The sequence below is a fragment of the Aquabacterium sp. J223 genome (assembly GCF_024666615.1).
Taxonomy (GTDB): Bacteria; Pseudomonadota; Gammaproteobacteria; order Burkholderiales; family Burkholderiaceae_C; genus J223.
Genome location: NZ_CP088297.1, coordinates 4,615,688 through 4,639,121 on the forward strand (window position 1 = coordinate 4,615,688; position 23,434 = coordinate 4,639,121).

At 71.1% G+C, this 23,434-nt stretch carries 26 protein-coding genes and 1 tRNA gene; 19 read left to right on the forward strand and 8 right to left on the reverse strand.

Going from position 1 to position 23,434, the window contains the following annotated elements:
• The first annotated feature begins 78 nt into the window (after window positions 1-78).
• From prfA to LRS07_RS21725, 5 genes are all read left to right on the forward strand, one after another.
• Window positions 79-1,176 carry a peptide chain release factor 1 gene (gene prfA, locus LRS07_RS21705; protein ID WP_260499983.1) on the forward strand — a complete coding sequence of 366 codons (1,098 nt, stop codon included), beginning with the start codon at window positions 79-81 and terminating at the stop codon, window positions 1,174-1,176.
• Complete coding sequence (gene prmC, locus LRS07_RS21710) at window positions 1,173-2,018, forward strand: peptide chain release factor N(5)-glutamine methyltransferase (RefSeq protein ID WP_260499984.1); 846 nt, start codon at window positions 1,173-1,175, stop codon at window positions 2,016-2,018. Before prfA ends, prmC begins: the two co-directional genes overlap by 4 nt.
• A 131-nt stretch (window positions 2,019-2,149) precedes the next feature.
• Window positions 2,150-2,719, forward strand: a complete 570-nt coding sequence (locus tag LRS07_RS21715; RefSeq protein ID WP_260499985.1) for a hypothetical protein — start codon at window positions 2,150-2,152, stop codon at window positions 2,717-2,719.
• Between the two features lie 122 nt (window positions 2,720-2,841).
• Complete coding sequence (gene grxD / locus LRS07_RS21720; RefSeq protein ID WP_260499986.1) at window positions 2,842-3,165, forward strand: Grx4 family monothiol glutaredoxin; 324 nt, start codon at window positions 2,842-2,844, stop codon at window positions 3,163-3,165.
• A gap of 4 nt (window positions 3,166-3,169) precedes the next feature.
• Window positions 3,170-3,751 (forward strand): UbiX family flavin prenyltransferase, encoded by a 582-nt coding sequence (locus tag LRS07_RS21725; protein ID WP_260499987.1) that lies wholly within the window; start codon window positions 3,170-3,172, stop codon window positions 3,749-3,751.
• Between the two features lie 3 nt (window positions 3,752-3,754).
• Here LRS07_RS21725 and LRS07_RS21730 read toward each other — a convergent pair whose 3' ends face one another.
• A complete protein-coding gene (locus LRS07_RS21730) occupies window positions 3,755-4,378 on the reverse strand; it encodes a lytic transglycosylase domain-containing protein (protein ID WP_260499988.1) in 624 nt (207 codons plus the stop codon).
• Window positions 4,375-6,120: a proline--tRNA ligase gene (locus LRS07_RS21735; RefSeq protein ID WP_260499989.1), complete on the reverse strand. Its 1,746-nt coding sequence runs from the start codon at window positions 6,118-6,120 to the stop codon at window positions 4,375-4,377. The genes LRS07_RS21730 and LRS07_RS21735 overlap by 4 nt, the downstream gene beginning before the upstream one ends.
• A gap of 184 nt (window positions 6,121-6,304) precedes the next feature.
• On the opposite strand from LRS07_RS21735, the gene LRS07_RS21740 reads away from it, so the two are divergent.
• Complete coding sequence (locus LRS07_RS21740) at window positions 6,305-6,907, forward strand: RNA pyrophosphohydrolase (RefSeq protein ID WP_260499990.1); 603 nt, start codon at window positions 6,305-6,307, stop codon at window positions 6,905-6,907.
• Between the two features lie 21 nt (window positions 6,908-6,928).
• On the opposite strand, the gene proB is transcribed toward LRS07_RS21740, so the two are convergent.
• The 4 genes from proB to rplU form a co-directional block, all read right to left on the reverse strand.
• Window positions 6,929-8,050, reverse strand: a complete 1,122-nt coding sequence (gene proB, locus LRS07_RS21745) for a glutamate 5-kinase (protein WP_260499991.1) — start codon at window positions 8,048-8,050, stop codon at window positions 6,929-6,931.
• Window positions 8,051-8,078: 28 nt separating this feature from the next.
• A complete protein-coding gene (gene cgtA, locus LRS07_RS21750) occupies window positions 8,079-9,143 on the reverse strand; it encodes an Obg family GTPase CgtA (protein WP_260499992.1) in 1,065 nt (354 codons plus the stop codon).
• A 91-nt stretch (window positions 9,144-9,234) separates the two neighbouring features.
• Window positions 9,235-9,492 carry a 50S ribosomal protein L27 gene (gene rpmA / locus LRS07_RS21755; RefSeq protein ID WP_260499993.1) on the reverse strand — a complete coding sequence of 86 codons (258 nt, stop codon included), beginning with the start codon at window positions 9,490-9,492 and terminating at the stop codon, window positions 9,235-9,237.
• A gap of 36 nt (window positions 9,493-9,528) precedes the next feature.
• Window positions 9,529-9,840, reverse strand: coding sequence for a 50S ribosomal protein L21 (gene rplU / locus LRS07_RS21760; RefSeq protein ID WP_260499994.1), 312 nt, complete (start codon window positions 9,838-9,840; stop codon window positions 9,529-9,531).
• A 421-nt stretch (window positions 9,841-10,261) separates the two neighbouring features.
• Between rplU and LRS07_RS21765 the strand changes: the two genes are divergently transcribed.
• The 9 genes from LRS07_RS21765 (at window position 10,262) to LRS07_RS21805 (ending at window position 17,551) form a co-directional block, all read left to right on the forward strand.
• Complete coding sequence (locus LRS07_RS21765; RefSeq protein ID WP_260499995.1) at window positions 10,262-11,191, forward strand: polyprenyl synthetase family protein; 930 nt, start codon at window positions 10,262-10,264, stop codon at window positions 11,189-11,191.
• A gap of 16 nt (window positions 11,192-11,207) precedes the next feature.
• Window positions 11,208-11,284 (forward strand) — tRNA-Pro (locus LRS07_RS21770).
• Window positions 11,285-11,399: 115 nt separating this feature from the next.
• Complete coding sequence (locus LRS07_RS21775) at window positions 11,400-11,729, forward strand: hypothetical protein (protein WP_260499996.1); 330 nt, start codon at window positions 11,400-11,402, stop codon at window positions 11,727-11,729.
• 136 nt (window positions 11,730-11,865) lie between these two features.
• Window positions 11,866-13,617: a type IV-A pilus assembly ATPase PilB gene (pilB, locus tag LRS07_RS21780; protein ID WP_260499997.1), complete on the forward strand. Its 1,752-nt coding sequence runs from the start codon at window positions 11,866-11,868 to the stop codon at window positions 13,615-13,617.
• Between the two features lie 31 nt (window positions 13,618-13,648).
• Window positions 13,649-14,890, forward strand: coding sequence for a type II secretion system F family protein (locus LRS07_RS21785; RefSeq protein WP_260499998.1), 1,242 nt, complete (start codon window positions 13,649-13,651; stop codon window positions 14,888-14,890).
• A gap of 6 nt (window positions 14,891-14,896) precedes the next feature.
• Entirely contained in the window at window positions 14,897-15,838 is a 942-nt protein-coding gene (locus LRS07_RS21790) for a prepilin peptidase (protein WP_409450578.1), read from the forward strand.
• A gap of 1 nt (window position 15,839) precedes the next feature.
• On the forward strand, window positions 15,840-16,484 hold the full coding sequence (coaE, locus tag LRS07_RS21795) for a dephospho-CoA kinase (protein WP_260499999.1): 645 nt from the start codon (window positions 15,840-15,842) through the stop codon (window positions 16,482-16,484).
• Between the two features lie 93 nt (window positions 16,485-16,577).
• Entirely contained in the window at window positions 16,578-17,333 is a 756-nt protein-coding gene (gene zapD / locus LRS07_RS21800; RefSeq protein WP_260500000.1) for a cell division protein ZapD, read from the forward strand.
• 2 nt (window positions 17,334-17,335) lie between these two features.
• Window positions 17,336-17,551: a DNA gyrase inhibitor YacG gene (locus LRS07_RS21805; protein ID WP_260500001.1), complete on the forward strand. Its 216-nt coding sequence runs from the start codon at window positions 17,336-17,338 to the stop codon at window positions 17,549-17,551.
• Window positions 17,552-17,571: 20 nt separating this feature from the next.
• Here the strand turns inward: LRS07_RS21805 and LRS07_RS21810 are convergent, their stop codons facing one another.
• Window positions 17,572-18,384 (reverse strand): DUF2243 domain-containing protein, encoded by an 813-nt coding sequence (locus LRS07_RS21810; protein ID WP_260500002.1) that lies wholly within the window; start codon window positions 18,382-18,384, stop codon window positions 17,572-17,574.
• Between the two features lie 238 nt (window positions 18,385-18,622).
• Here LRS07_RS21810 and LRS07_RS21815 point away from each other — a divergent pair, with 238 nt between their 5' ends.
• Genes LRS07_RS21815 through LRS07_RS21830 form a run of 4 tightly spaced genes read left to right on the forward strand, consistent with a single transcriptional unit; the run spans window position 18,623 to window position 22,669 of the window.
• The gene (locus tag LRS07_RS21815) at window positions 18,623-19,576 is read left to right on the forward strand and encodes a S1C family serine protease (protein WP_260500003.1); all 954 of its coding nucleotides are present in this window, start codon (window positions 18,623-18,625) and stop codon (window positions 19,574-19,576) included.
• A 10-nt stretch (window positions 19,577-19,586) separates the two neighbouring features.
• Window positions 19,587-20,597: an AAA family ATPase gene (locus LRS07_RS21820; protein WP_260500004.1), complete on the forward strand. Its 1,011-nt coding sequence runs from the start codon at window positions 19,587-19,589 to the stop codon at window positions 20,595-20,597.
• On the forward strand, window positions 20,572-21,561 hold the full coding sequence (locus LRS07_RS21825; protein ID WP_260500005.1) for a DUF58 domain-containing protein: 990 nt from the start codon (window positions 20,572-20,574) through the stop codon (window positions 21,559-21,561). Before LRS07_RS21820 ends, LRS07_RS21825 begins: the two co-directional genes overlap by 26 nt.
• Window positions 21,562-21,616: 55 nt before the next feature.
• Window positions 21,617-22,669 (forward strand): VWA domain-containing protein, encoded by a 1,053-nt coding sequence (locus LRS07_RS21830; RefSeq protein ID WP_260500006.1) that lies wholly within the window; start codon window positions 21,617-21,619, stop codon window positions 22,667-22,669.
• Window positions 22,670-22,672: 3 nt separating this feature from the next.
• On the opposite strand, the gene LRS07_RS21835 is transcribed toward LRS07_RS21830, so the two are convergent.
• Window positions 22,673-23,380: a helix-turn-helix transcriptional regulator gene (locus LRS07_RS21835; protein ID WP_260500007.1), complete on the reverse strand. Its 708-nt coding sequence runs from the start codon at window positions 23,378-23,380 to the stop codon at window positions 22,673-22,675.
• Between the last annotated feature and the right edge of the window lie 54 nt (window positions 23,381-23,434).

Genomic DNA, 23,434 nt, shown 5'->3' on the forward strand with positions numbered 1-23,434 from the left:
CGCCTCGTTCGCCCGCCGGCGCCCTGCACGCGCCACGCCCCTTCCCTGCCCTTCCCACGCCGCGCTGCGGCCACCGCCATGAACGACAGCCTGCGCCAGCAGTTCGACCGCCTGGGCCATCGACTGGCCGAACTGGACGCCAGCCTGAACGACCCGCAGGTGCTGGCCGACATGGGCCGCTGGCGGAAGCTGGCGCGCGAACAGGGCGAGGTGCGCGCCGTGGTCGAGCGCTGGCAGCGCTTCGCCCAGCGCGAGCGCGACGCCGCCGAGGCCGCTGCGCTGCTGGCCGATCCCGCCAGCGAGGCCGACATGGCCGCGATGGCACGCGAGGAGCTGCAGGAGGCGCAGGCCGAGATGCAGCGGCTGGAGGCCGAGCTGCAGACCGCCCTGCTGCCCAAGGACCCGGACGACGAGCGCAACGCCTTCCTGGAGGTGCGCGCCGGCACCGGCGGCGACGAGTCGGCCCTCTTCGCGGGCGACCTGGTGCGCATGTACCTGCGCCATGCCGAGCGCCAGGGCTGGCGCTGCGAGGTGATGAGCGAGAGCGCGTCGGAGCTCGGCGGCTACAAGGAACTGGTGCTGCGGGTGGAGGGCGACGGGGCCTACGGCCGGCTGCGCTTCGAGTCCGGCGGGCACCGCGTGCAGCGGGTGCCGGCCACCGAGAGCCAGGGCCGCATCCACACCAGCGCCTGCACCGTCGCCGTGATGCCCGAGCCCGACGAGGCCTCCGAGGTGACGCTCAACCCGGCGGAGCTGCGCATCGATACCTTCCGCGCCAGCGGCGCCGGCGGCCAGCACGTCAACAAGACCGACAGCGCCATCCGCATCACCCACCTGCCCACCGGGCTGGTGGCCGAGTGCCAGGACGACCGCAGCCAGCACCGCAACAAGGCCAAGGCGCTGGCGGTGCTCGCCGCCCGACTGCGCGACAAGGAACGTGCGGAGCGCGAGGCGAAGGAGGCCGCCACCCGCAAGCGGCTGATCGGCAGCGGCGACCGCTCGGACCGCATCCGCACCTACAACTTCCCGCAGGGGCGGGTGACCGACCACCGCATCAACCTGACGCTCTACCAGCTGCAGGCGGTGCTGGACGGCGACCTGCAGCCGCTGACCGAGGCGCTGCGCCAGGCCCGGGCGGCCGAGCAGCTGGCCGCGCTGGAGGAGGGCGGCGCATGACCGCGCCCGACGAGGCGACCACCGTGGACCAGGCGCTGGCTTGGGCCCGTGAGCTCGGCGTCGAGCGGCAGGACGCGCAGCGGCTGCTCGGCCACCGGCTGGCCCGGCCCAGGGCCTGGCTGCTCGCGCACGGTGACGCCGGGTTGACGGCGGAACAGCGGCACGGCTTCGAGGCCGACTGCGAGGCGCTGGCCGACGACCAGCCGCTGGCGTACCGGCTCGGCGAGCAGGCCTTCCACGGCCTGACGCTGGCGGTGGCGCCCGGCGTGCTGGTGCCGCGGCCGGACACCGAGGTGCTGGTCGATTGGGCGCTGGCGCTGCTGCAGGGCGAGCTGGCGGACCGGCCGTCGCCCGCGGTGCTGGACCTGGGCACCGGCAGCGGCGCCATCGCGCTGGCCGTGGCGGCGGGCCACCCCGGCGCCCGGGTCACCGCGACGGACGCCAGCGCCGCCGCGCTGGCCATCGCCCGCGGCAACGGCCGGCGTCTGGGCGTGCCGGTCGACTGGCGCGAGGGCGACTGGTGGCAGGCGGTGGCCGGCGACCGCTTCGACCTGGTGCTGTCCAACCCGCCCTACATCGCCGAAGGTGATCCCCACCTGCCCGCGCTGCGGCACGAGCCGCGCGGCGCGCTCGTCGCCGGCGCCGACGGCCTGGCGGACATTCACCGCATCGTCGGCGGCGCCCGCGACCACCTGCGCCCCGGCGGCTGGCTGTTGCTGGAGCACGGCTGGGACCAGGGGCCCGCGGTGCGCGAGCGCCTGCGCAGCACCGGCCTGGAAGCGGTGCAGGGCCGCCTCGACCTGGCCGGCCGCGACCGCTGCAGCGGCGGCCGGCGCGGCTGACGACGGCCGCCGCGCGGCGGGCCCGGTGGCGTGACATCCGCCGCGGCCCGGGGGCTGCAAGGTCCTGGCGCCGGGCGTAGCATGAGGGCAAGGTCGCCCCACGGCCGATGTCCACCGCCCGAGGAGGACCCATGCGCTGCCGCCCCGCTTTCACGTCCCGCGCGATCGCCGCGATGCCCGGCGCGTTGGCGCTGCTGCTGGCCGGCGCCGCGCAGGCGGAGGGCCTCAGCGTCACGCCGGACCGCTCGCCGTGGACACGCTGGCAGGCGCGGGTCGAGTGGACGCCACCGCCCCTGGGCTGGACCGACCGCCGCATGCTGCCCAGCCGCCCCTGGCCGACGCCCGGCCTGCGGCTGCTCGGCGAGACCGGGCCCGGCGGCGCTGGCGGCACCGGCGGCGAAGGCCTGCGCGCCTCCGCCGGGCTGGTGTTCAGCCCCACCGGCATGCGGTTGCCGGCCAGCCCGGTCGGGGCCGCCGGCGGCCCCGACGAGCGGTGGCACCAGGGCTGGCAGACCCAGGGCTACGTCGGGCTCGGTTATTCGCACCGGCCGAGCGGCAGCGCCTGGCGCTTCAACGCCGACGTCGGCGTGCTGGGCAGCGGGCTGCGGTTCGACAACCTGTCGCTGGGCGGCTTCGACGTGCGGTTGCGCGAGCTGCGGCTGTCGCCGCTGCTGCAGGTGGGCGCCAGCTACGCCTTCTGAGCACGCCGGCCGGGCCGCCGCGCCATCACCCGACGGCCGTGCGGCCGTGCCGGATGCCGTATAACCGCGGCTTCCCCGTCGCCACCTTTTTTCTGCGGCCGCGCCTGCGGTCGCCCGAAGCCATGAGCCAAGACGTCCAGCAGCGCATCGACGAGATCGTGAAGAGCCACCCTGTCGTGCTCTTCATGAAGGGCACGGCGCAGTTCCCCATGTGCGGTTTCTCCGGCCGGGCCATCCAGGTGCTCAAGGCCTGCGGCGTGAAGGACCTGGCCACCGTCAACGTGCTGGAGGACCCGGCCGTGCGCGAGGGCATCAAGGCCTACGCCAACTGGCCCACCATCCCGCAGCTCTACGTCAACGGCGAGTTCGTCGGCGGGTCGGACATCCTGATGGAGATGTACCAGGCCGGCGAACTGCAGCAACTGCTGGGTGACCAGGCGGGCTGACCCCGTGGGCGCGGCCGGCCGCATCGTCGTCGGCATCACCGGCGCCTCCGGCGCGGTCTACGGCGTGCGGCTGCTGCAGCGGCTGCGCGCGCTCGGGGCCTTCACGGAACTCGTCGTCACGCCGGCCGGGCTGCTCAACGTGCACCATGAACTCGGCCTCGACCGGGCCGCGCTGGACGCGCTGGCCGACCGGTCGCACGCGCCGGGCGACATTGGCGCCTGCATCGCCAGCGGCAGCCATGCGGTGGACGCGATGGTGGTGGCGCCGTGCTCCATGCGCAGCCTGGCCGCCATCGCCCACGGGCTGTCCGACAACCTGCTGACCCGCGCCGCGGACGTCACGCTGAAGGAGCGCCGGCGTCTGCTGCTGATGGTGCGCGAGACGCCGCTGAACCTGGCACACCTGCGCAACATGACGGCCGCCACCGAGATGGGCGCCATCGTCTTTCCACCGCTGCCGGCCTTCTACCACCGGCCGGCGACGGTGGACGCGCTGGTGGACGACACGGTGGAGCGGGCGCTGGCGCTGCTCGATGTGCGGGGTGCGGCCCCGCAGGCCTGGGAAGGGCTGCGCGGCGGGCGTTGAGCCTCAGACCATCCAGCGCTGCTGGTTGGCGAACACCGCGCTCGGGTACTGCGGCTGGCCGCGGCTGCCGTTGTAGCGGCCGAGTGCCAGGTACAGGTCGCCCTGCTCCACGTTGAGGTAGTGGCGCAGGATGACGCAGCCGAAACGCAGGTTGGTCTGCGCGTGGAACAGGGTGGCGGGGTCGCCGTCGCCGATCAGCCGGGCCCAGAAGGGCATCACCTGCATGTAGCCGCGCGCGCCCGCCGAGCTGATCGCGAACTTGCGGAAGCCGCTTTCCACCTGCACCAGGCCGAGCACCAGCGCGGGCTCCAGGCCGGCGCGCTTGCTCTCGTACCACAGGGTCTCGAGGAACTCGACGCGCAGCGGGGTCTCCGGCATGCGGGGCTTCAGCCGGTCGCTGGCGGCGCCCAGCCAGCGCAGGTAGGCCAGGCGCTGATCGACATCGCTGAAGCTGGCGCGCGGCGGACCGGAGAACGACACGGCGGCCGACAGCGCGGTGCGCACCGAATCGGCCAGCGGCTCCTCGACCTGGCCGCGGCCGACGCGCAGCACCTGGGCGGTGGCCGGTGCCGCGGCCAGCGGCGCCAGCGCCGCCGCCGTCAGCAGGGACCGGCGGCGACGGTTCATGCGGCCAGCCGCGCCTTCACGAAAGCGCCGACGTCGGCCGGCGCCACGGCCGTGGGCCCGGCATCGCGCCGGCCCTGGACCTCCAGCGTGCCGTCCTTCAGGCCGCGGTCGGAGATCACCACCCGCTGCGGCACGCCGATCAGTTCCCAGTCGGCGAACATGGCGCCCGGCCGCTCGCCGCGGTCGTCGAGCAGCACGTCGATGCCGGCGCCGGCCAGTTCGTCGTGCAGGCGGTCGGCCGCCGCCCGCACGTCGGCGCTGCGGTCGTAGCCGATGGGGCAGATCACGACGCCGAACGGGGCGATCGACGCCGGCCAGACGATGCCGCGCTCGTCGTGGCCCTGCTCGATGGCCGCGCCGACCAGGCGCGTGACGCCGATGCCGTAGCAGCCCATCTCGAAGGGCTTCGGCTTGCCGGATTCGTCGAGGAAGTTGGCGTTCATCGCCGCGCTGTACTTGGTGCCCAGGTAGAAGACATGGCCGACCTCGATGCCGCGCTGGATGGCCAGCACGCCCTGGCCGTCCGGCGAGGGATCGCCCGCGACGACGTTGCGGATGTCGGCGACCACATCGGGTTCCGGCAGGTCGCGGCCCCAGTTGGCGCCGGTGAAATGGAAGTCTGCCTCGTTGGCGCCGCAGGTGAAGTCGCTCATCGCCGCGACCGTGCGGTCCGCCACGATGCGAACCGGCTGTTTCAACCCGATGGGGCCGAGGTAGCCGGGCTTGCAGCCGAAGTGTGAGTCGATCTCCGCCGCGGTGGCGAACCGAAAACCGGCCTTCAGGCCGGCCACTTTGCCGGCCTTGACCTCGTTCAGGTCGTGGTCCCCGCGCACCAGCAGCAGCCACACGGTGGTGCCTGCGGGCTGACCGGCCTCGTCGACGTCGTCGGTGGCCAGCACCAGCGACTTCACGGTCTGCGCCAGCGGCAGGCCGAGCAGCGCCGCCACGTCGGCACAGGTGCTCTTGCCCGGCGTGGGCGCCTTCGCCAGCGGCTGCGTCGGCGCGGCCCGCTGCGCGATCAGCGGCAACGCCTCGGCCAGCTCGATGTTGGCCGCGTAGTCGCTGGTGGGGCAGTAGACGATGGCGTCCTCGCCGGTGTCGGCGATGACCTGGAACTCGTGCGACCGGTCGCCGCCGATGGCGCCGGTGTCGGCCGCGACCGCGCGGTACTGCAGCCCCAGGCGGTCGAAGATGGCGCAGTAGGCGCGGTACATCGCGTCGTAGCTGCGGCCGGCGGCCTCGCGGTCGCGGTCGAAGGAGTAGGCGTCCTTCATCGTGAACTCGCGGCCCCGCATCAGGCCGAAGCGCGGCCGGCGCTCGTCACGGAACTTGGTCTGGATGTGGTAGAAGTTCTTCGGCAGCTGCTTGTAGCTGCGCAGCTCCTGGCGGGCGATGTCGGTCACCACCTCCTCGCTGGTGGGCTGCAGCGCGAAGTCGCGTTCGTGGCGGTCCTTGAAGCGCAACAGCTCCGGGCCCATCTTGTCCCAGCGGCCGGTCTCCTGCCACAGCTCGGCCGGCTGCACCAGCGGCATCAGCAGCTCGATGGCGCCGGCGCGGTTCATCTCCTCGCGGATGATCTGCTCGATCTTGCGGATCACCCGCAGGCCCATCGGCAGGTAGTTGTAGATGCCGGCGCCGAGCCGCTTGATGAGGCCGGCGCGCATCATCAGCCGGTGGCTGACGATCTCCGCGTCGGCGGGCGCTTCCTTCAGGGTGGAGACGAAGAACTGGGAGGCTTTCATGGCGTCGCGGCGCTGAAGCGGCGGCGTCACGGCACCGGCTGTCCTGCGCCAAGCCAGGACGGAACGTCCCACCGGTCACGCGCTCAAAGTTGGTTGGCGATCCCCCTGGCGCTAGGTCACTGTCCTGATGACAGACGACGGCCCGATGGGATAATCGTGACAGTTCAAGAATCGGGGGCCGATTATGCTCGACCGGGACGGCTTCAGGCCGAACGTCGGCATCATCCTGCTCAACGCTCGGAACCAGGTGTTCTGGGGCAAACGGCTTCGCACGCACTCCTGGCAGTTTCCCCAAGGCGGCATCAAGTTCGGCGAGTCGCCTGAGCAGGCGATGTTCCGCGAGTTGCACGAAGAAGTGGGCTTGAAGCCCGAACACGTGAAGATCCTCGCGCGCACCCGCGACTGGCTTCGCTACGAGGTGCCGGAGCACTTCATCCGCCGCGACGCGCGCGGCCACTACCGTGGCCAGAAGCAGATCTGGTTCCTGCTGCGCCTGACCGGCCGCGACTGCGACATGAACCTGCGCGCGACCGACCACCCGGAATTCGACGCCTGGCGCTGGAACGACTACTGGGTGCCGCTGGACGTGGTGATCGAGTTCAAGCGCGGCGTCTACCAGATGGCGCTGACCGAACTGGCCCGCTTCCTGCCGCGCACCACCCACCACAACCGGTACCTGCGCAGCGGGATGCGCCCGCCACGGCGCGAGGGCGGCGAGCCGGAGGTGTTCGGCGCCGAGGACGACGCGAGGGCCGAAGCCCACGGCACCGACGCGGCGGCCGGCTGAGCCCGCGGCCGCCAGGCTGCGTCAGGTCAGGACCAGGTTGTCGCGGTGGATCAGCTCGGGCTCGGCGCTGTAGCCGAGCAGCCGGGCGATCTCGCTGGAGGGCTGGCGCGCGATGAGCCGCGCCTCGGCGCTGGAGTAGTTGGCCAGGCCGCGCGCCACCTCGGCGCCGGCGTCGTCGCGCACGGCGATCACGTCGCCGCGGTGGAACTCGCCGTCCACGCGCGTGACGCCGATGGGCAGCAGGCTCTTTCCCCCGCGGCGCAGCTGGGCGACCGCGCCCCCGTCGACCGCCACGCTGCCGCGCAGCTGCAGGTGATCGGCCATCCACTGCTTTCGCGCGGCCATCTTCGGCATGCCGGCCACCAGGGCGGTGCCGATCGACTCGCCGCTGGCGAGCCGCAGCAGCACATCGTGCTCGCGCCCCCAGGCGATGACCGTGCTGGCACCGCTGCGCGCCGCCCGCTTGGCGGCCAGCACCTTGGTGATCATGCCGCCCTTGCCGATGCTGCTGCCGGCCCCGCCGGCCATCGATTCCAGCGCCGGATCGCCCGCTTCCGCCACGTCGATGAACCGGGCCGTCGTGTCCTTGCGCGGATCGGCCGAGTACAACCCGCGCTGGTCGGTGAGGATGACCAGCGCATCCGCTTCCACGAGGTTGGCGACCAAGGCGCCCAGCGTGTCGTTGTCACCGACCTTGATCTCGTCGTTGACCACCGTGTCGTTCTCGTTGATCACCGGGATGACCTTGAGCGCGAGCAGCGTCAGCAGCGTCGAGCGGGCGTTGAGGTAGCGCTCGCGGTCGGCGAGGTCTGCATGGGTCAGCAGCACCTGCGCGCTCAGCACGCCGTGGTGGCTCAGCTGGCTTTCGTACATGTGCGCCAGTCCCATCTGGCCGACGGCGGCGGCGGCCTGCAGCTCCGGCAGTTCGGTGGGCCGGCTGGCCCAACCGAGCCGCTTCATGCCCTCGGCGATGGCGCCGCTGGACACCATCACCAGCTCGCGCCCCTGGCCGCTCAAGCCGGCCAGTTGCCGACACCAGTTGCCGATGGCTGCGGCGTCGATGCCGCGGCCCTCGTCGGTGACGAGGCTCGAGCCGACCTTGACGACGATGCGGCGGGCGCCTTTCAGGATCTCTGGGTTCATGGCGAGATGGGACGGAACGCGGCCCGGCTCATTCGACGGGCGGCCCATCGAAGCGGGGGTCGACCACCTCCGGCGGCGGCGCCTTGACGGAGGCGACATGCTCGAAGCAGGCGCGCACCAGCGGCTCCAGACCCTCCCGTGCCAACGCCGAGACCTCGAACACCGGGCCCTTCCACTTCAGCCGCTTGACGATGTCCTTGACGCGGGCGGCCCGCTCCTCCGCCGGCACCATGTCGAGCTTGTTGAGCACCAGCCAGCGCGGTTTGGCGTAAAGGTCCTCGCTGTACTTCTTGAGCTCGGCCACGATCGCCTTGGCCTGCGCCACCGGGTCGACGCCGTCGTCGAAGGGCGCGATGTCGATCAGATGCAGCAGCAGCCGCGTGCGCTGCAGGTGGCGCAGGAACTGGTGGCCGAGCCCCGCCCCTTCGGCCGCGCCCTCGATGAGGCCCGGGATGTCGGCGACGACGAAGCTCTGCTCCGGCCCCACCCGCACCACGCCGAGGTTGGGGTGCAGCGTGGTGAAGGGGTATTCGGCGATCTTCGGCCTGGCGTTCGAGATGGCCGCGATCAACGTCGACTTGCCGGCGTTCGGCATGCCGAGCAGGCCGACGTCGGCCAGCACGCGCAGCTCCAGCTTCAGCTTCTTCTGCTCACCCGGCCAGCCCAGCGTGCGCTGGCGCGGCGCCCGGTTGGTGCTGGACTTGAAATGCAGGTTGCCGAAGCCGCCGTCGCCACCCTTGGCAATGAGCACCTTCTCGTCGGGCTCGAGCAGTTCGGCGATCACCTCGCCGGTCTCGGCATCCGAGATGATGGTGCCCACCGGCATGCGCAGCACGATGTCGTCGGCCGCCGCGCCGAACTGGTCCGACCCGCGCCCCTGCTCGCCGTTGCGGGCCTCGTGCCGGCGCGCGTAGCGGTAGTCGATGAGCGTGTTGAGGTTGAGGTCCGCCACCGCCCACACGCTGCCGCCACGGCCGCCATCGCCTCCGTTGGGGCCGCCGAAGGGGATGAACTTCTCGCGACGGAAGCTCACGCAGCCGGCGCCGCCGTTGCCCGCGGCAACGTCGATCGTGACCTCGTCGACGAACTTCATGGTGAAAGCATGGTAGCGATGGCGACAAAGCAAAAGCCCCGGCGAGGCCGGGGCTTGAGCACGATCACCGCACGCGGTGGTCGTGGGCCGGTCAGACCGGGGTGACCGACACGGTGTGGCGGTTCTTCTCGCCCTTGACGGCGTAGCTGACCTGGCCGTCGACCAGCGCGAACAGCGTGTGGTCCTTGCCCAGACCGACATTGGTGCCGGGGTGGAACTTGGTGCCGCGCTGGCGCACGAGGATCGAACCGGCGGAAATGACCTGGCCGCCGTAGACCTTCACGCCCAGCATCTTGGGCTGGGAATCACGGCCGTTCCGGGTGGAACCGCCGCCTTTTTTCTGTGCCATGGTGGTGAACTCCTGGGCTGGGAAAAGCGAACCGGATCAGCCGCCGATGGCGCCAATCTCGATCTCGGTGTAGGTCTGGCGATGACCCTGGCTCTTCTTGTAGTGCTTGCGGCGGCGCATCTTGAAGATGCGCACCTTGTCGTGCTTGCCATGGGCGACCACGGTCGCCCTCACGCTTGCGCCGGACACCAGGGGCGCGCCCACCGTCAGCGCCGAGCCGTCGTGGACGGCCAGCACCTGATCGAGCACGATTTCCTGGCCCACGTCCGCAGCAATCTGTTCTACCTTGATCTTCTCGCCGGCAGCAACCTTGTATTGCTTGCCACCGGTTTTTATGACCGCGTACATAAGGACCCTTCCATCTGAATCGTGCGGTGACCCGGCCGGACCGACCGGGCACCGCGCCCGCCCGGCGTGCGCCGGACCCACCGCGGCGCCTGGCGGCACCTCGGCGCGGCTGGCGAACGGGTCGCCAAGCCACCGTCTCCCACCCACCGACCAGCCGTCGTGCGGCGCGGTCGGCATCGCCGACTCCACGCAAGACGCGGTGAGCCGGCAAGGCGAAAGCCCTCGATTGTAGCAGGCCGGGCGGGCGGCGCACCATCGGCGTCGAATGCAGCGGCCCAGCCGCACCGCAGCCCGCTCGGCCTTCCCGAGCAGCGATGGCCCGCTTCCTATAATTCTGGGTTCCACCGCCGCCGTACGCCTTCGTGCCCCCTGCCCTTTCGACGCCACAGCAGGCGAGCCCCCTGATCCGACGGCCGCCGACATGCTGCAGGTGGACGAGGTCATCCGCCGGCGCCTGCATTCGCAGGTGGCGCTGGTGAACCAGATCTCCGAGTACATCGTCGGCGCCGGGGGCAAGCGCATCCGCCCGCGGCTGGTGCTGCTGTTCGCGGGAGCCCTCGGCGTCGAGGGGCCGCACAAGCACGAACTGGCCGCCATCGTCGAGTTCATCCACACCGCCACGCTGCTGCACGACGACGTGGTGGACGAGTCGTCGCTGCGGCGCGGCCGCAAGACCGCGAATGCGCTGTTCGGCAACGCGGCGAGCGTGCTCGTCGGCGACTTCCTGTACTCGCGCGCCTTCCAGATGATGGTCGGGCTGAACCGGCTGCGGGTGCTCGACGTGCTGGCCGATGCCACCAACGTCATCGCCGAGGGCGAGGTCCTGCAGTTGATGAACATGCACGACCCGGACCTGAGCGTCGACGACTACCTGCGCGTCATCCGCTACAAGACCGCCAAGCTGTTCGAGGCCAGCGCGCGCCTGGGCGCGGTGCTCGCGCACGCGGCGCCGGCGGTGGAAGAGGCCTGTGCCACGTATGGCCGTGCGCTGGGCACCGCCTTCCAACTGGTCGACGACCTGCTCGACTACGAAGGCGCGACGCAGGAACTGGGCAAGAACATCGGCGACGACCTGCGCGAAGGAAAGCCGACCCTGCCGCTGCTGCTGGCGATGTCGCGCGGCAGCGAGCCCGAGCGGCAGCTCATCCGCCACGCCATCGAGCAGGGCGAAGTCGAACGACTGCCCGACATCGTGACGATCGTGCGCCGCACCGGCGCGCTCGAGGCCACGCGCCACGCCGCGCGGGCCGAGGCGGAGCAGGCGCGTGCCGCACTCGACCTGCTGCCCACCTCGCCGCAGCGGGACGCTTTGCTATACTTATGTGTTCAGTCGGTCGAGCGGTCTTCTTGAGTCCGCCCGACCCACGCGGGGTGTAGCTTAGCCTGGTAGAGCGCTACGTTCGGGACGTAGAGGCCGGAGGTTCGAATCCTCTCACCCCGACCAGACATGGAAAGACGGGCCGCAGCATGCGGCCCGTTCTCTTTGCGGCGGTCACCTGGGTACAGCCGTTGCCATTCGTCCTTGGACGACGCCCACCTGCGCGTCGAGAAGGACCGATATGCAAGCCAAACTCCGCCTTTCGCTGCTCTGCGTCGCATTCGCCGCGGCACCCCTGACCGCGCTGGCAGCCGATGCGCCGGCCGGCGGCCTCACCCGCAGCGAGGCCCGTGACCTCAAGACCCAGTCGGACAGCCAGTACAAGGCGCGCAAGCACGTCGCCGAAGCCAACCGCGACCTGAACAAGGGCGACTGCGAGGTGGCGGCCGACGGGAAACTCGAGCGCGCCTGCAAGCGCGACGCCGACGCCGCCGCGAAGCAGGAGAAGACCGAGGCCAAGGTCATCCGGGAAGCACAGCGGGACGCGATCAAGGCCAACCGGGCCAACTGACCGCTCCGACGTTCCGCAGGTCGACGGCGGCCCAGCCGCCAACTTGTCGACACCGAGCCACGTCGCCCGGTAACCACGGGTGTCCGCCGGGCTGGCGGGCGCGGGGCGCGCGTTACAGTGCGGCGCTGCCTGTTTTATGGGCAGATTCCCTCGCGCGCACCCACCTGTGGACACCACCTTGGCGGACACCCCGTCTTCCACGCTTTCCGGCGTGGCGCGGGTGCTCGTCCATGCCGGACGCCTGAATCCCCGCACCGCGGAGGACCTGGCCAAGAGCGCCAAGGAACGCCGCATCGGCTTCGTCCCGGCCGCCATCGCGGCTGGCGCGCTGTCGTCCGCCGACCTGGCGCACACGCTGAGCGCCGCCCTGGCCCTGCCGCTGCTCGACCTGACGGCGGTGGACCTGCAACGGCTGCCGCGCAACGTCATCGATCCGAAGCTGGCGGTCCAGTACCAGCTCATCGTGCTGGGCAAGCGCGGCAACCGGCTCTTCCTCGGCGGCGCCGACCCCACGGACCAGGAAGCGCTGGAGCGCGTCAAGTTCGCCACCCAGCTGGCGCCGGAATGGGTGGTGGTCGAGCACGACAAGCTGGCCAAGCTGCTGGAGGGCCAGACCACCTCGGCCAACGAGGCGCTGGAGTCGATCGCCGCGACCGACTTCGACTTCGACGTCACCGACGAGGACCCGACGGCGGCCGAGAACAACGAGGTCGTCGCCGAGGTGGAGGACGCGCCGGTGGTGCGCTTCCTGCACAAGATGCTGGTCGACGCGATCAACGCACGCGCCTCCGACCTGCACTTCGAGCCCTACGAATACCACTACCGGGTGCGATTCCGCATCGACGGTGAACTGCGCGAGATCACACAGCCGCCGATCGCGATCAAGGACAAGCTGGCCTCGCGCATCAAGGTCATCAGCCGCCTGGACATCTCCGAGAAGCGCGTGCCGCAGGACGGCCGCATGAAGCTGAAGTTCGGCCAGAAGGCGATCGACTTCCGGGTCAGCACGCTGCCCACGCTCTTCGGCGAGAAGATCGTGATCCGGATCCTGGACCCCTCGTCGGCCAAACTCGGCATCGAGGCGCTGGGCTACGAGAAGATCGAAAAGGACCGGCTGCTGCACGCCATCCAGCGGCCCTACGGGATGATCCTGGTCACCGGTCCGACCGGTTCGGGCAAGACCGTGTCGCTCTACACCTGCCTGAACATCCTCAACCAGCCGGGCGTGAACATCGCCACGGTCGAGGACCCCGCGGAAATCAACCTGCCGGGCATCAACCAGGTCAACGTCAACGACAAGGCCGGACTGACCTTCGCCGCGGCACTGAAGTCGTTCCTGCGCCAGGACCCGGACATCATCATGGTCGGCGAGATCCGCGACCTGGAGACCGCCGACATCGCCATCAAGGCGGCGCAAACGGGCCACCTGGTGATGTCCACGCTGCACACCAACGACGCCCCGACGACGCTGACCCGGCTGCTCAACATGGGCGTCGCGCCGTTCAACATCGCCTCCAGCGTGCTGCTCATCACCGCCCAGCGGCTGGCCCGCCGGCTGTGTGAAAACTGCAAGGTCCCGGCCGACTATCCGCGCGAAGCGCTCAAGCGGGCGGGTTTTCGTGACGAAGACCTCGACGGGACCTGGAAGCCGTACCGGGCCGTCGGTTGCTCGTCGTGCAACAACGGCTACAAGGGCCGGGTGGGCCTGTACCAGGTGATGCCGATCACGGAGCCGATCCAACGCATCATCCTCAGCGAGGGCACCGCGTTGGACATCGCCAAGCAGGCGCAGGCCGAGGGCGTGCGCGACCTTCGGCAGAGCGGGCTGATCAAGGTGCGTGGCGGCATGACCACGCTGGAAGAGGTCATCACCGTGACCAACGAGTAGTCAAGCAGTCAACGCGAAGGCAATCAGTTCTATGGCCACCGCCACCGCCACCGCCCGCAACGGCCGCCTCTCCGGCGGCGTGAAGGAATTCGTCTTCGAGTGGGAAGGCCGGGACAAGAACGGCAAGATCGTCCGCGGCGAGATGCGCTCCGGCGGCGAGGCGGCGGTCAGCGCCAGCCTGCGGCGCCAGGGCATCCTGGTCACCAAGTGCAAGAAGCGGCGCGTCAGCGGCGGCCGCGCGGTGAAGCAGAAGGACATCGCCGTCTTCACCCGTCAGCTCGCGACCATGATGAAGGCCGGGGTGCCGCTGCTGCAGGCCTTCGACATCGTCGCCCGCGGCGCGACCAACCCCAAGCTGACGCGGCTGCTCAACGACATCCGCTCCGACGTGGAGACGGGCACCAGCCTGTCCGCCGCGTTCCGCAAGCATCCCCTGCACTTCGACGCCCTGTACTGCAACCTGGTCGAGGCCGGCGAGGCCGGCGGCATCCTGGAGGCGCTGCTCGACCGGCTCGCGCTGTACCAGGAAAAGACGATGGCGCTGAAGCAGAAGATCAAGTCGGCGCTGATCTACCCGGTGGCGGTGATGGTGGTCGCCTTCATCGTGCTGACGGTGATCATGCTGTTCGTGATCCCGGCCTTCAAGGACGTGTTCAAGTCCTTCGGCGCCGATCTGCCCGCGCCGACCCTGATGGTCATCGCGATGTCCGAGTTCTTCGTCAGCTACTGGTGGCTGATCTTCGGCGTGCTGGGGGGCGGCATCTACTTCTTCCTGCAGGCCTGGAAGCGCTCCGAGAAGATGCAGATGGCGATGGACCGGCTGCTGCTGCGCATCCCGGTGTTCGGCGACCTGATCAACAAGTCGGTGATCGCGCGCTGGACGCGCACCCTGTCCACGATGTTCGCCGCCGGCGTGCCGCTGGTCGAGGCGCTCGACTCGGTGGGCGGGGCCTCGGGCAACGCGGTGTACGCCGAGGCCACCGAGAAGATCCAGAAGGACGTCTCCACCGGTTCGGCGCTGACCACGTCGATGCAGTCGGCCGGTGTCTTCCCGACCATGGTGCTGCAGATGACCTCGATCGGCGAGGAATCGGGCTCGCTGGACCACATGCTGGGCAAGGCGGCCGAGTTCTACGAGGACGAGGTCGACGAGATGGTCAAGGGCCTGTCCAGCCTGATGGAGCCCTTCATCATCGTCATCCTCGGCGTGCTGATCGGCGGCATCGTGGTGTCGATGTACCTGCCCATCTTCAAGCTCGGGGCGGTGGTCTGAGGGGTGGTGGGCAGCGCCGCCACCGTCGACCCGCTGGTCGCGACGCTGCTGTCGCCCTGGCTGCTCGCCCTCTACGGGCTGTGCGTCGGCAGCTTCCTCAACGTCGTCGCCCACCGGCTGCCGCGAATGATGGAGCGCCAGTGGTGGCGCGACGTGGCGGCCCAACTGGCCGATGCCGAGGGGTATCGGCGGGTGTTCGGCCTGCCGGCGCCGAAGCCGGTCACCGCCACCGCCAGTGAGCTGGAGGGCCGCCTGCAGGGCTTGCCGGCGCTGGGCCTGGCCAAGCCCGCCTCGCGCTGCCCGCATTGCAGCCGGCCGGTGCGCTGGCACGAGAACATCCCGCTGCTCGGCTGGCTGACGCTCAAAGGGCGCTGCGCCGGCTGCGGGGCCGCCATCGGCCTGCGCTACCCGCTGCTGGAACTGCTCACCGCGGCGCTGTTCGCCGGCGCCGGGCTGCGCTTCGGCGCCCAGCCCGCGGTGCTGCTGTGGTGCGGCTTCGCCGCGGCGCTGGTCGCGCTGTCGGCCATCGACTGGGACACCACCGTGCTGCCCGATTCGCTGACGCTGCCGCTGGCCTGGGCCGGCCTGGTCGGCAGCGCGCTGGGCTGGCTGCCGCTGCCGCTGACCGATGCCCTGTGGGGCGCGGTGGCGGGTTACCTCTCCCTCTGGTCGGTGTACTGGCTGTTCAAGCTCACCACCGGCAAGGAAGGCATGGGCTATGGCGACTTCAAGCTCATGGCCGCGCTCGGCGCCTGGCTCGGCTGGACGATGATCGTGCCGGTGCTGCTCGGTGCCTCGGTCATCGGTGCGGTGGTCGGCATCGCGATGAAGGCCAAGGCCTCGCTTCGCGAGGGCCGCTACGTCCCCTTCGGCCCGTTCCTGGCCGGCGCCGGGCTGGTCGTCATGCTGGCCGGGCCGCAGCGGGTGATGGGCTGGCTGGGCTGGTGAGATGGACGTCGCCGCGGCGCCACGGCGCCCGATCCGCATCGGCCTGACCGGCGGCATCGGCAGCGGCAAGAGCACGGTGGCCGCCATGCTGGAAAGCCTGGGCGCGGTGCTGATCGACGCGGACGCGCTGTCCCGCGCGCTCACCGCGCCCGGTGGCCGGGCGCTGCCGGCCATCGCGCAGGCCTTCGGGCCGGAGATGCTGGCGGCCGATGGCGGGATGGACCGCCACCGCATGCGGGCGCTCGTGTTCGCCGACGACGCCCAACGCAAACGCCTGGAGGCCATCCTCCACCCGCTCATCGGCGAGGAGACCGCCGCCCGCGAGGCCGCCGCCGCCCACCATCCGCGGGTCTACGACGTGCCGCTGCTGACCGAGTCGGCACACTGGCGCGACAGGGTCGACCGGGTGCTGGTGGTCGACTGCCCGGAGGAACGGCAGGTCGAACGGGTGGTGCGGCGTTCGGGCTGGACCCGCGAGGCGGTGCTCGCCGTCATCAACCGCCAGGCCACCCGGGCCGAACGGCGCGCCATCGCCGACGCGGTGATCGTCAACGACGGGCTGGACCTCGAGGGCCTGCGGGCCGAGGTGCGTGCGCTGTGGGCCGCGTGGCACGCCGGCCCCGCGGTGGGCCGATCGGCGCCCTGACCACGGCGGGTCCCGGCCCCGTCCGGCCGAAACGGGCGCGACCCCTGTGGAACAATGGTCCGCACCTGCCGCCGCCGAGCCACGAGGACCGCCTTGGTGCTGTACGAATACCCTTTCAACGAGAGCATCCGCACGATGCTGCGGCTGGAGCACCTGTTCGGCCGCCTCGGCACGCTCATCGCGCGCGAGGCCGCGGTGGACCACCACTTCGCCCTGGCCACCATCTTCGAGATCATGGACGTCGCCTCGCGGGCCGACCTGAAGTCGGACCTGCTGAAGGAACTGGACAAGCACAAGGCCCAGTTCGCCGCCTACCGCGGCAACCCGGCGATCTCCGAGGCCGCGCTGGACCAGGTGCTCGGCCGCCTGGACCGCGCCTTCCACGGCCTGAACGAACTGCACGGCAAGGCCGGGCAGGCGCTGACGGCCAACGAGTGGCTGATGAGCATCCGCAGCCGCATCAGCATCCCCGGCGGCACCTGCGAGTTCGACCTGCCGGCCTACTACGCCTGGCAGCAACGTGAGCCGGCACGCCGCCGCGCCGACCTGCTGCAGTGGGTCGCGACGCTGTCGCCGCTCGGCGATGCGCTGACCGCCCTGCTCGCCCTGCTGCGCGACAGCGGCGTGGCGCAGAAGTCGGTGGCGCCGCAGGGTGTCTACCAGCAGTCGCTGCCGGCCGGCCGCAGCTACCAGCTGCTGCGCGTGCGGGTGCCGGCCGACACCGAGCTGGTGCCGGAGATCAGCGGCCATCGCCTGATGGTCGCCATCCGCTTCATGCGACAGGACGCGGACGGGCGGCTGAAGCCGGCGGCCGAGGACGTCAGCTTCGAGCTGACGCTGTGCAGCTGACCATGGCGCCGACCAAGCCGGCGCCGGTGGTGCCCTGCCCGCAATGCGGTCAGCCCAGCCGCTTCGCGCCGGACAACCGCTGGCGCCCCTTCTGCAGCGAGCGCTGCCGCAGCATCGACCTCGGCGCCTGGGCCAGCGAGAGCTACCGCGTCCCCGCCTCGCCGCCCGACCCGACGGAGTCCGGGCGCCACGACGAACCGCCCGAACGCAGCCACTGACGCCGCGGGCGCCAGGCCGCTCAGGCCGGCGGCCGCCCTGCCACGGTGCGCCGTGCACCGTTCGACCACCATGCCGCGCAGCCGGCGGGCACCGACCCGCCGGCGACGAGCAGCGCGCCGTGCCGGTACAGGTCGGCGGTGAGCAGCGCCGTGCCGGGCTGCAGCAGCCACACCGCCCCGGCTCGGTCTGCCCACAGCACCCGGGTGTCCGACCCTTCGAGCGCCGCCAGCAACACGAGCGGCGCGGCGCCGGGCCGCAGCACCACCGTGAGCGGTCCGCCCTCGGCCGGCGGCCGCGCCGCCAGCAACGCCGCCAGCGACGTCACCAGGGCCAGGGCCCACGCGGTGGCGCCCGCGCCCGGCCGCGCCCGCCGGCGCTTGGCCAGCCCGATGGCCATCGGCAGCAGGCCGAACATCGCCAGCCACGCCAGGTCCCAGGCCAGCGGCCGGGGACTGTCCATGCGCACCCGGTGCAGGCCCAGCCACCAGTGCGACAGCAGCGCATCGGCGACGTGCCAGGCGCCGAAGCCGATGAGAAACGCCGGCCCCAGCGGCAGCCGCTGGGCGAGCGCCGCGCGGTGCCGCCACAGCCCGGCCAGCGCGATGGCCGCCAGGCCGTACATCGCCAGGTGGAACAGGCCGTCGGCCAGCAACTGCAGCCGCAGGTCGGCGAAACGGCCGCCCTGCACCGCCGACAGCAGGTGGTGCCACTGCAGCACCTGGTGCAGCAGGATGCCGTCGAAGAAACCGCCGAACGCGACCCCGAGCAAGGCCGCCGCACGCAGCAGCGACCGGTGGGACGGGCTGGCGGGCGGGTTGAAAGGGGAGGTCATGGGCGAGGGAGCCGAGGCAGGTGGCCCGGCCGCGGCAAGCGGCGTGCAGGGCCTGAAGGCGGGCGCCGATCCTGCTAGCAAGCGGGTCGGCGGGGTAAGCCCGAGCGGCCCCTGGGTTCGCGCGGGCGCCGGTCGCACGATCGGCGGCAATCCGCTACGCTGGGTGCCCACGGGCCGTCTGCTGATCGAGCTGGCGGGTGCCCGCGGCCGGCGTGGACACCGCAGCATCGGAGGCGCGATGAGAAGGACCGTGCTCTACAGCAGCCCGTCGGCACAGCGGCCGGCGGTGCCCGTGGCGCCGAAGGCGCCGACCCGCGACGACGGTCCGGCGCGCCGGAGCTCGGCGCCCGACCCGGCGAACGGCGGCTCGTCAGCCCGGCCACCCGGCCGCCTGCGCCGGCTCTGGCGGCATCCCCGGCGCGGCCCGCTGGTGTCGGGGACGCTGTTCGGCGCCCTGCTGGCCACCGCCGTCTGGTTGGCCGCCGCACCGCCGGTCGCGCGCTCGCTGACGCAGGAGGACATCGACGCGGCCGTCCTGCACACCCTCAACACCAAACGCCTGCCGTCGAAGGAAGCGAAGGCGGCCGCGGCGATCGCCCCGTCCGTGGTGCGCGTGATCGCGCTGGGCGAACCCGACGCGAAGGGGCAGCAGGAGGAACTGGGCACCGGCTCCGGCGTGGTGCTGGTCGAGGACGGCACCATCCTGACCAACCTGCACGTCGCCGCCCAGGCGCCGCGGCTCAAGGTGGTGTTCCACGACGGCCATGTCTCCGACGCGCGCATGACCGGCAGCCAGCCGGAGAACGACCTCGCCGTCATCCGCGCCAGCAGCCTGCCCGACGACCTGAAGCCGGCGACGATGCGCTCCACCGCAGACCTGCAGCCCGGCGACATGGTGGTGGCCACCGGCTTCCCCTTCGGCATCGGCCCCAGCGTCAGCGCCGGCGTCGTCTCCGGCCTCAAGCGCGAGTTCCGCTCGCCGGCGGGCGAGAAGGTATTGACCAACCTGATCCAGTTCGACGCCGCGGCCAACCCGGGCAGCTCCGGCGGCCCCCTGGTCACCGAGGACGGCGAGGTGGTGGGCATCGTCACCGCCATCCTCAACCCGAGCAAGCAGGGTGTCTTCGTCGGCATCGGCTTCGCGGTGCCGATCGAGAACGCCGCCGGCGCGGTCGGCCTGTCTCCCTTCTGAAGGACCTGAGATGACGGAAATGCGGCATGAGGAAGTGGCCGAGCGCATGCAGCGCGTGCTCTACGAGGTCAAGCGGGTGGTGGTCGGACAGGACCACTTCCTCGAGCGGGTGCTGGTGGCGCTGCTGGCGCAGGGCCACCTGCTGGTCGAGGGCGTGCCCGGCCTGGCCAAGACGCTGACGGTGAAGACGCTGTCGCGGGTGCTGTCGGGCCAGTTCAAGCGCATCCAGTTCACGCCCGACCTGGTGCCGGCCGACCTCATCGGCACCCGGCTCTACAACCAGAAGAGCGGCGACTTCAGCACCTCGCTGGGCCCGGTGTTCACCCACCTGCTGCTGGCCGACGAGATCAACCGCGCGCCGGCCAAGGTGCAGAGCGCGCTGCTGGAGGTGATGCAGGAGTACCAGGTCACCATCGCCGGCGAGACCCACCCGGTGCCGCGGCCCTTCCTCGTCATGGCCACGCAGAACCCGATCGAGACCGAGGGCACCTACCCGCTGCCCGAGGCCCAGGTCGACCGCTTCATGATGAAGATCGTCGTCGGCTACCCCACCGAGGAGGAGGAGTTCGTCATCGTCGACCGCGTCGCCGGCGCGCCGGTGGACGTGGCGCGGGTGATCGACATGGACGACCTGGCCGTGCTGCAGCGGCAGGTGCGCAAGGCCTACGTCGACCCCTCGCTGATGACCTACGCCGTCAAGCTGGTGGCGGCCACCCGGGAGCCGGCGCGCTACGGCCTGCCGGACCTGGCCCGCTACATCAGCTACGGCGCCAGCCCGCGCGCCACCATCAACCTGATCGAAGGGGGGCGGGCGCTGGCGCTGCTGCGCGGCCGGCCCTACGTGCTGCCCGAGGACGTGACCGACCTCGCCGCCGACGTGCTGCGCCACCGGCTGGTGCTGTCGTACGAGGCGCTGGCCGAGAACCTGTCCGCCGACCACGTCGTGCGCAAGGTGCTGGAAAAAGTGCCCGCGCCCGACAAGCCGCTGCAAACCCATGTTCAGGTCGAAACGGCGGCCTGAGCCCGCACCGGCCTCGGCCCTGCCGGCGGCTGCGCAGGCAGAGCAACTGCTCGGCCGGCTGGAGTGGACGGTGCTCAAGCGCCTGTCCGGCCTGCTGGAGGGCGAGTACCGCACCCTCTTCCGTGGCAACGGCCTGGACCTCGCGGACCTGCGCGAGTACCAGCTGCACGACGACGTGCGCCACATCGACTGGAACGTCACCGCCCGGCTGCAGCAGCCGCACGTGCGCCAGTTCCAGCAGGACCGCGAGCTGGCGGCCTGGTTCCTGGTCGACGTCAGCGCGTCGATCGACTTCGGCAGCGGCGCGCAGCGCAAGCAGGACGTGCTGCTCGGCTTCATCGCGGTGGTCGCCCGGCTGCTCGCCGGTCACGGCAACCGCGTCGGCCTGGTGGTCTACGACCGCGACATCGAGGCGGTGCTGCCGCCCAAGAGCGGCCGCGCCCAGGTGCTGCAGCTGCTGCACCTGCTGATGAACCGGCCGGAGCGCCCGCCGCCGGCCCGGCGACGCCGTGGCGAGCCGCCGCCCCGCGGCACCGACCTCGCCCCGCTGTTGCTGCGCGCGGGCGGCCTGCTGCAGCGGCGCTCGCTGGTCTTCCTGGTGTCCGACTTCCAGAGCGGCCCCGGCTGGACCGAGCCGCTCGGCCGGCTGGCGCAGCGGCACGAGGTGCTGGCGGTGCGGCTGTCCGACCCGCTGGAGCGCTCGCTGCCCTCGCTCGGCCTGGTGCTGCTGCAGGACGCGGAGACCGGCGAGCAGACGCTGGTCGACACCGCCGACAAGCGCTTCCGCCGCCGCTTCGAGGACGCGGTGGCACGGCGCGAGGCCGAACTGCAGCTGGCCTTCGCCGACGCTGGCGTCGACGCCTTCGAGCTGGCCACCGACGACGACCTGCTGCTCGCGCTGCGGCGCTTCATGGCGCTGCGCCGGCTGCGCCAGCGTCGTGCCGGCGCCATGCGCACCGCCTGATGCGCCGCCTGATGCCCACCGCCCATTTCCCGACCGACAGACCGAGGGCGCCACGATGACCTTCCTCTGGCCCGAACTGCTGTGGACCCTGGCGGCGCTGCCGCTGCTGGTGGCGCTGTACCTGTGGTTGCTGTCGCGGCGCAAGAAGGCCGCGGTGCGCTACTCCGGCCTGGCGCTGGTGCGGGAGGCGCAGGGCCGCGGCGGCGCCTGGCGCCGGCATCTGCCGCCGCTGCTGCTGCTGCTGGCGCTGGCCGCCCTGCTGCTGGCCACCGCGCGGCCCAGCGTCAAGCTGACCCTGCCGTCGCAGCAGCGCATGGTGATCCTGTCGATGGACGTCTCGGGCAGCATGCGCGCCACCGACGTCAAGCCCAACCGCATGTTGGCGATGCAGGCGGCGGCGCGCGAATTCGTGCAGGCGCAGCCGGCGTCCACCCGCATCGGCATCGTCACCTTCGCCGGCACCGCGGCGCTGGTGCAGCCGCCGACGTTCACCAAGGACGACCTGATGGCGGCCATCGACCGCTTCAACTTCCAGCGCGGCACGGCGGTGGGCAGCGGCATCCTGGTCTCGCTGCAGACCATCTTCCCGGACATGGACTTCGAGCTGCTGCGCAGCGACCCGCGGCGCTCGGCCAGTTCCGGCGGCGGCCGGCCGATCGACCTCAACCCGGGCAGCGGCACCAAGCCGCCGCCCCCGCCCGTGCCGCCGGGCTCCTACGGCTCGGCGGTCATCGTGCTGCTGACCGACGGCCAGACCACCACCGGCCCCAACCCCATCGAGGCCGCGCGCATGGCCGCCGAACGCGGCGTGCGCGTCTACACCGTCGGCGTCGGCACCGACAACGGCGAGACGCTGACCGGCGACGGCTGGTCGATGCGGGTGCGCCTGGACGAGGCCTCGCTCAAGCAGATCGCCAACACCACCGGCGGCGAGTACTACTACGCCGGCACCGCGCCCGACCTGCAGAAGGTCTACCAGACGCTGCACTCCAAGCTGTCGCTGGAGACGCGCGAGACCGAGGTGTCCGCGCTGCTGGCGGCCGCCGCCGCCGTGCTGCTGGTGCTGTCGGCCGGGCTGTCGCTGCTCTGGTTCCACAGGGTGAGCTGAGCGTCAAGACACCGTTCTGGTAAGCCCGACCATCGGCGGCAGTGCGGCCACTTTGGCGACGAGATCGCGCATGCTGCGGGTCGCGGTTTTCGTCCGAATGCTGGCCACCTGCGTCCTGATGGTCGACACCGCGACGCCGTTCTGCTTCGCAATGTCGTGAGGCGATAAGCCAGAGCACAGCATCGTCAGCACGCGGGTCTCTGACGGCGTTAGGCCATTGCACCGTGCAAACCAGTCGACGGCCAGCGGCTGAACGGGTCGGCGACGGCCGAGGATTAACAGCGCCAACCGGTCGTCGGCACCGAATTCCTGATTGATGGGCACCACACTGGCAATCACCGATCGATCGCCCTCCTCGGCACATACCACTTGCCGGTACGAGCTTGCCAACGCCGCCGCGAGTCGACGACCAAGGCCCGGCTGCGCACTCTTCACACGCAGAACATGCACCCCGTTGTCCCGGTCCAGGCAGATGGGCCCTGCGTCCAAGCTGAGCCGAGCCACCCGGTTCATGTGAACAACAACACCTTTCACGTTCACCAGTAGCATCGGCAAGTCGACTTCATCGAGCATCGCTTCCAGCAGTTGGATCGATGGACGTTGACGTAGATCGTCCGCCGAAGATTCAGGCTGCCGATCGGCCCATGCCGGCGCCGAACGGGTACCGGCATGGACGTTGCGTTCAAAGGTTATGTGCATGTCGTCGATCACAGCGTTCGCCGAAGTGAACGGGCGAAATGCACCTTATCCCGATGCGCACGGCCG

Coding starts and splice junctions, on each gene's coding strand:
- rplU (WP_260499994.1), bottom strand. CDS start 9,840: ATGTACGCGGTCATAAAAACCGGTGGCAAGCAATACAAGGTTGCTGCC.
- rpmA (WP_260499993.1), bottom strand. CDS start 9,492: ATGGCACAGAAAAAAGGCGGCGGTTCCACCCGGAACGGCCGTGATTCC.
- LRS07_RS21775 (WP_260499996.1), top strand. CDS start 11,400: ATGCAAGCCAAACTCCGCCTTTCGCTGCTCTGCGTCGCATTCGCCGCG.
- proB (WP_260499991.1), bottom strand. CDS start 8,050: ATGAACCCAGAGATCCTGAAAGGCGCCCGCCGCATCGTCGTCAAGGTC.
- prmC (WP_260499984.1), top strand. CDS start 1,173: ATGACCGCGCCCGACGAGGCGACCACCGTGGACCAGGCGCTGGCTTGG.
- grxD (WP_260499986.1), top strand. CDS start 2,842: ATGAGCCAAGACGTCCAGCAGCGCATCGACGAGATCGTGAAGAGCCAC.
- LRS07_RS21785 (WP_260499998.1), top strand. CDS start 13,649: ATGGCCACCGCCACCGCCACCGCCCGCAACGGCCGCCTCTCCGGCGGC.
- LRS07_RS21805 (WP_260500001.1), top strand. CDS start 17,336: ATGGCGCCGACCAAGCCGGCGCCGGTGGTGCCCTGCCCGCAATGCGGT.
- prfA (WP_260499983.1), top strand. CDS start 79: ATGAACGACAGCCTGCGCCAGCAGTTCGACCGCCTGGGCCATCGACTG.
- cgtA (WP_260499992.1), bottom strand. CDS start 9,143: ATGAAGTTCGTCGACGAGGTCACGATCGACGTTGCCGCGGGCAACGGC.
- LRS07_RS21765 (WP_260499995.1), top strand. CDS start 10,262: ATGCTGCAGGTGGACGAGGTCATCCGCCGGCGCCTGCATTCGCAGGTG.
- LRS07_RS21730 (WP_260499988.1), bottom strand. CDS start 4,378: ATGAACCGTCGCCGCCGGTCCCTGCTGACGGCGGCGGCGCTGGCGCCG.
- pilB (WP_260499997.1), top strand. CDS start 11,866: ATGGGCAGATTCCCTCGCGCGCACCCACCTGTGGACACCACCTTGGCG.
- LRS07_RS21820 (WP_260500004.1), top strand. CDS start 19,587: ATGACGGAAATGCGGCATGAGGAAGTGGCCGAGCGCATGCAGCGCGTG.
- LRS07_RS21815 (WP_260500003.1), top strand. CDS start 18,623: ATGAGAAGGACCGTGCTCTACAGCAGCCCGTCGGCACAGCGGCCGGCG.
- LRS07_RS21735 (WP_260499989.1), bottom strand. CDS start 6,120: ATGAAAGCCTCCCAGTTCTTCGTCTCCACCCTGAAGGAAGCGCCCGCC.
- LRS07_RS21825 (WP_260500005.1), top strand. CDS start 20,572: ATGTTCAGGTCGAAACGGCGGCCTGAGCCCGCACCGGCCTCGGCCCTG.
- coaE (WP_260499999.1), top strand. CDS start 15,840: ATGGACGTCGCCGCGGCGCCACGGCGCCCGATCCGCATCGGCCTGACC.
- LRS07_RS21810 (WP_260500002.1), bottom strand. CDS start 18,384: ATGACCTCCCCTTTCAACCCGCCCGCCAGCCCGTCCCACCGGTCGCTG.
- LRS07_RS21740 (WP_260499990.1), top strand. CDS start 6,305: ATGCTCGACCGGGACGGCTTCAGGCCGAACGTCGGCATCATCCTGCTC.
- LRS07_RS21830 (WP_260500006.1), top strand. CDS start 21,617: ATGACCTTCCTCTGGCCCGAACTGCTGTGGACCCTGGCGGCGCTGCCG.
- LRS07_RS21715 (WP_260499985.1), top strand. CDS start 2,150: ATGCGCTGCCGCCCCGCTTTCACGTCCCGCGCGATCGCCGCGATGCCC.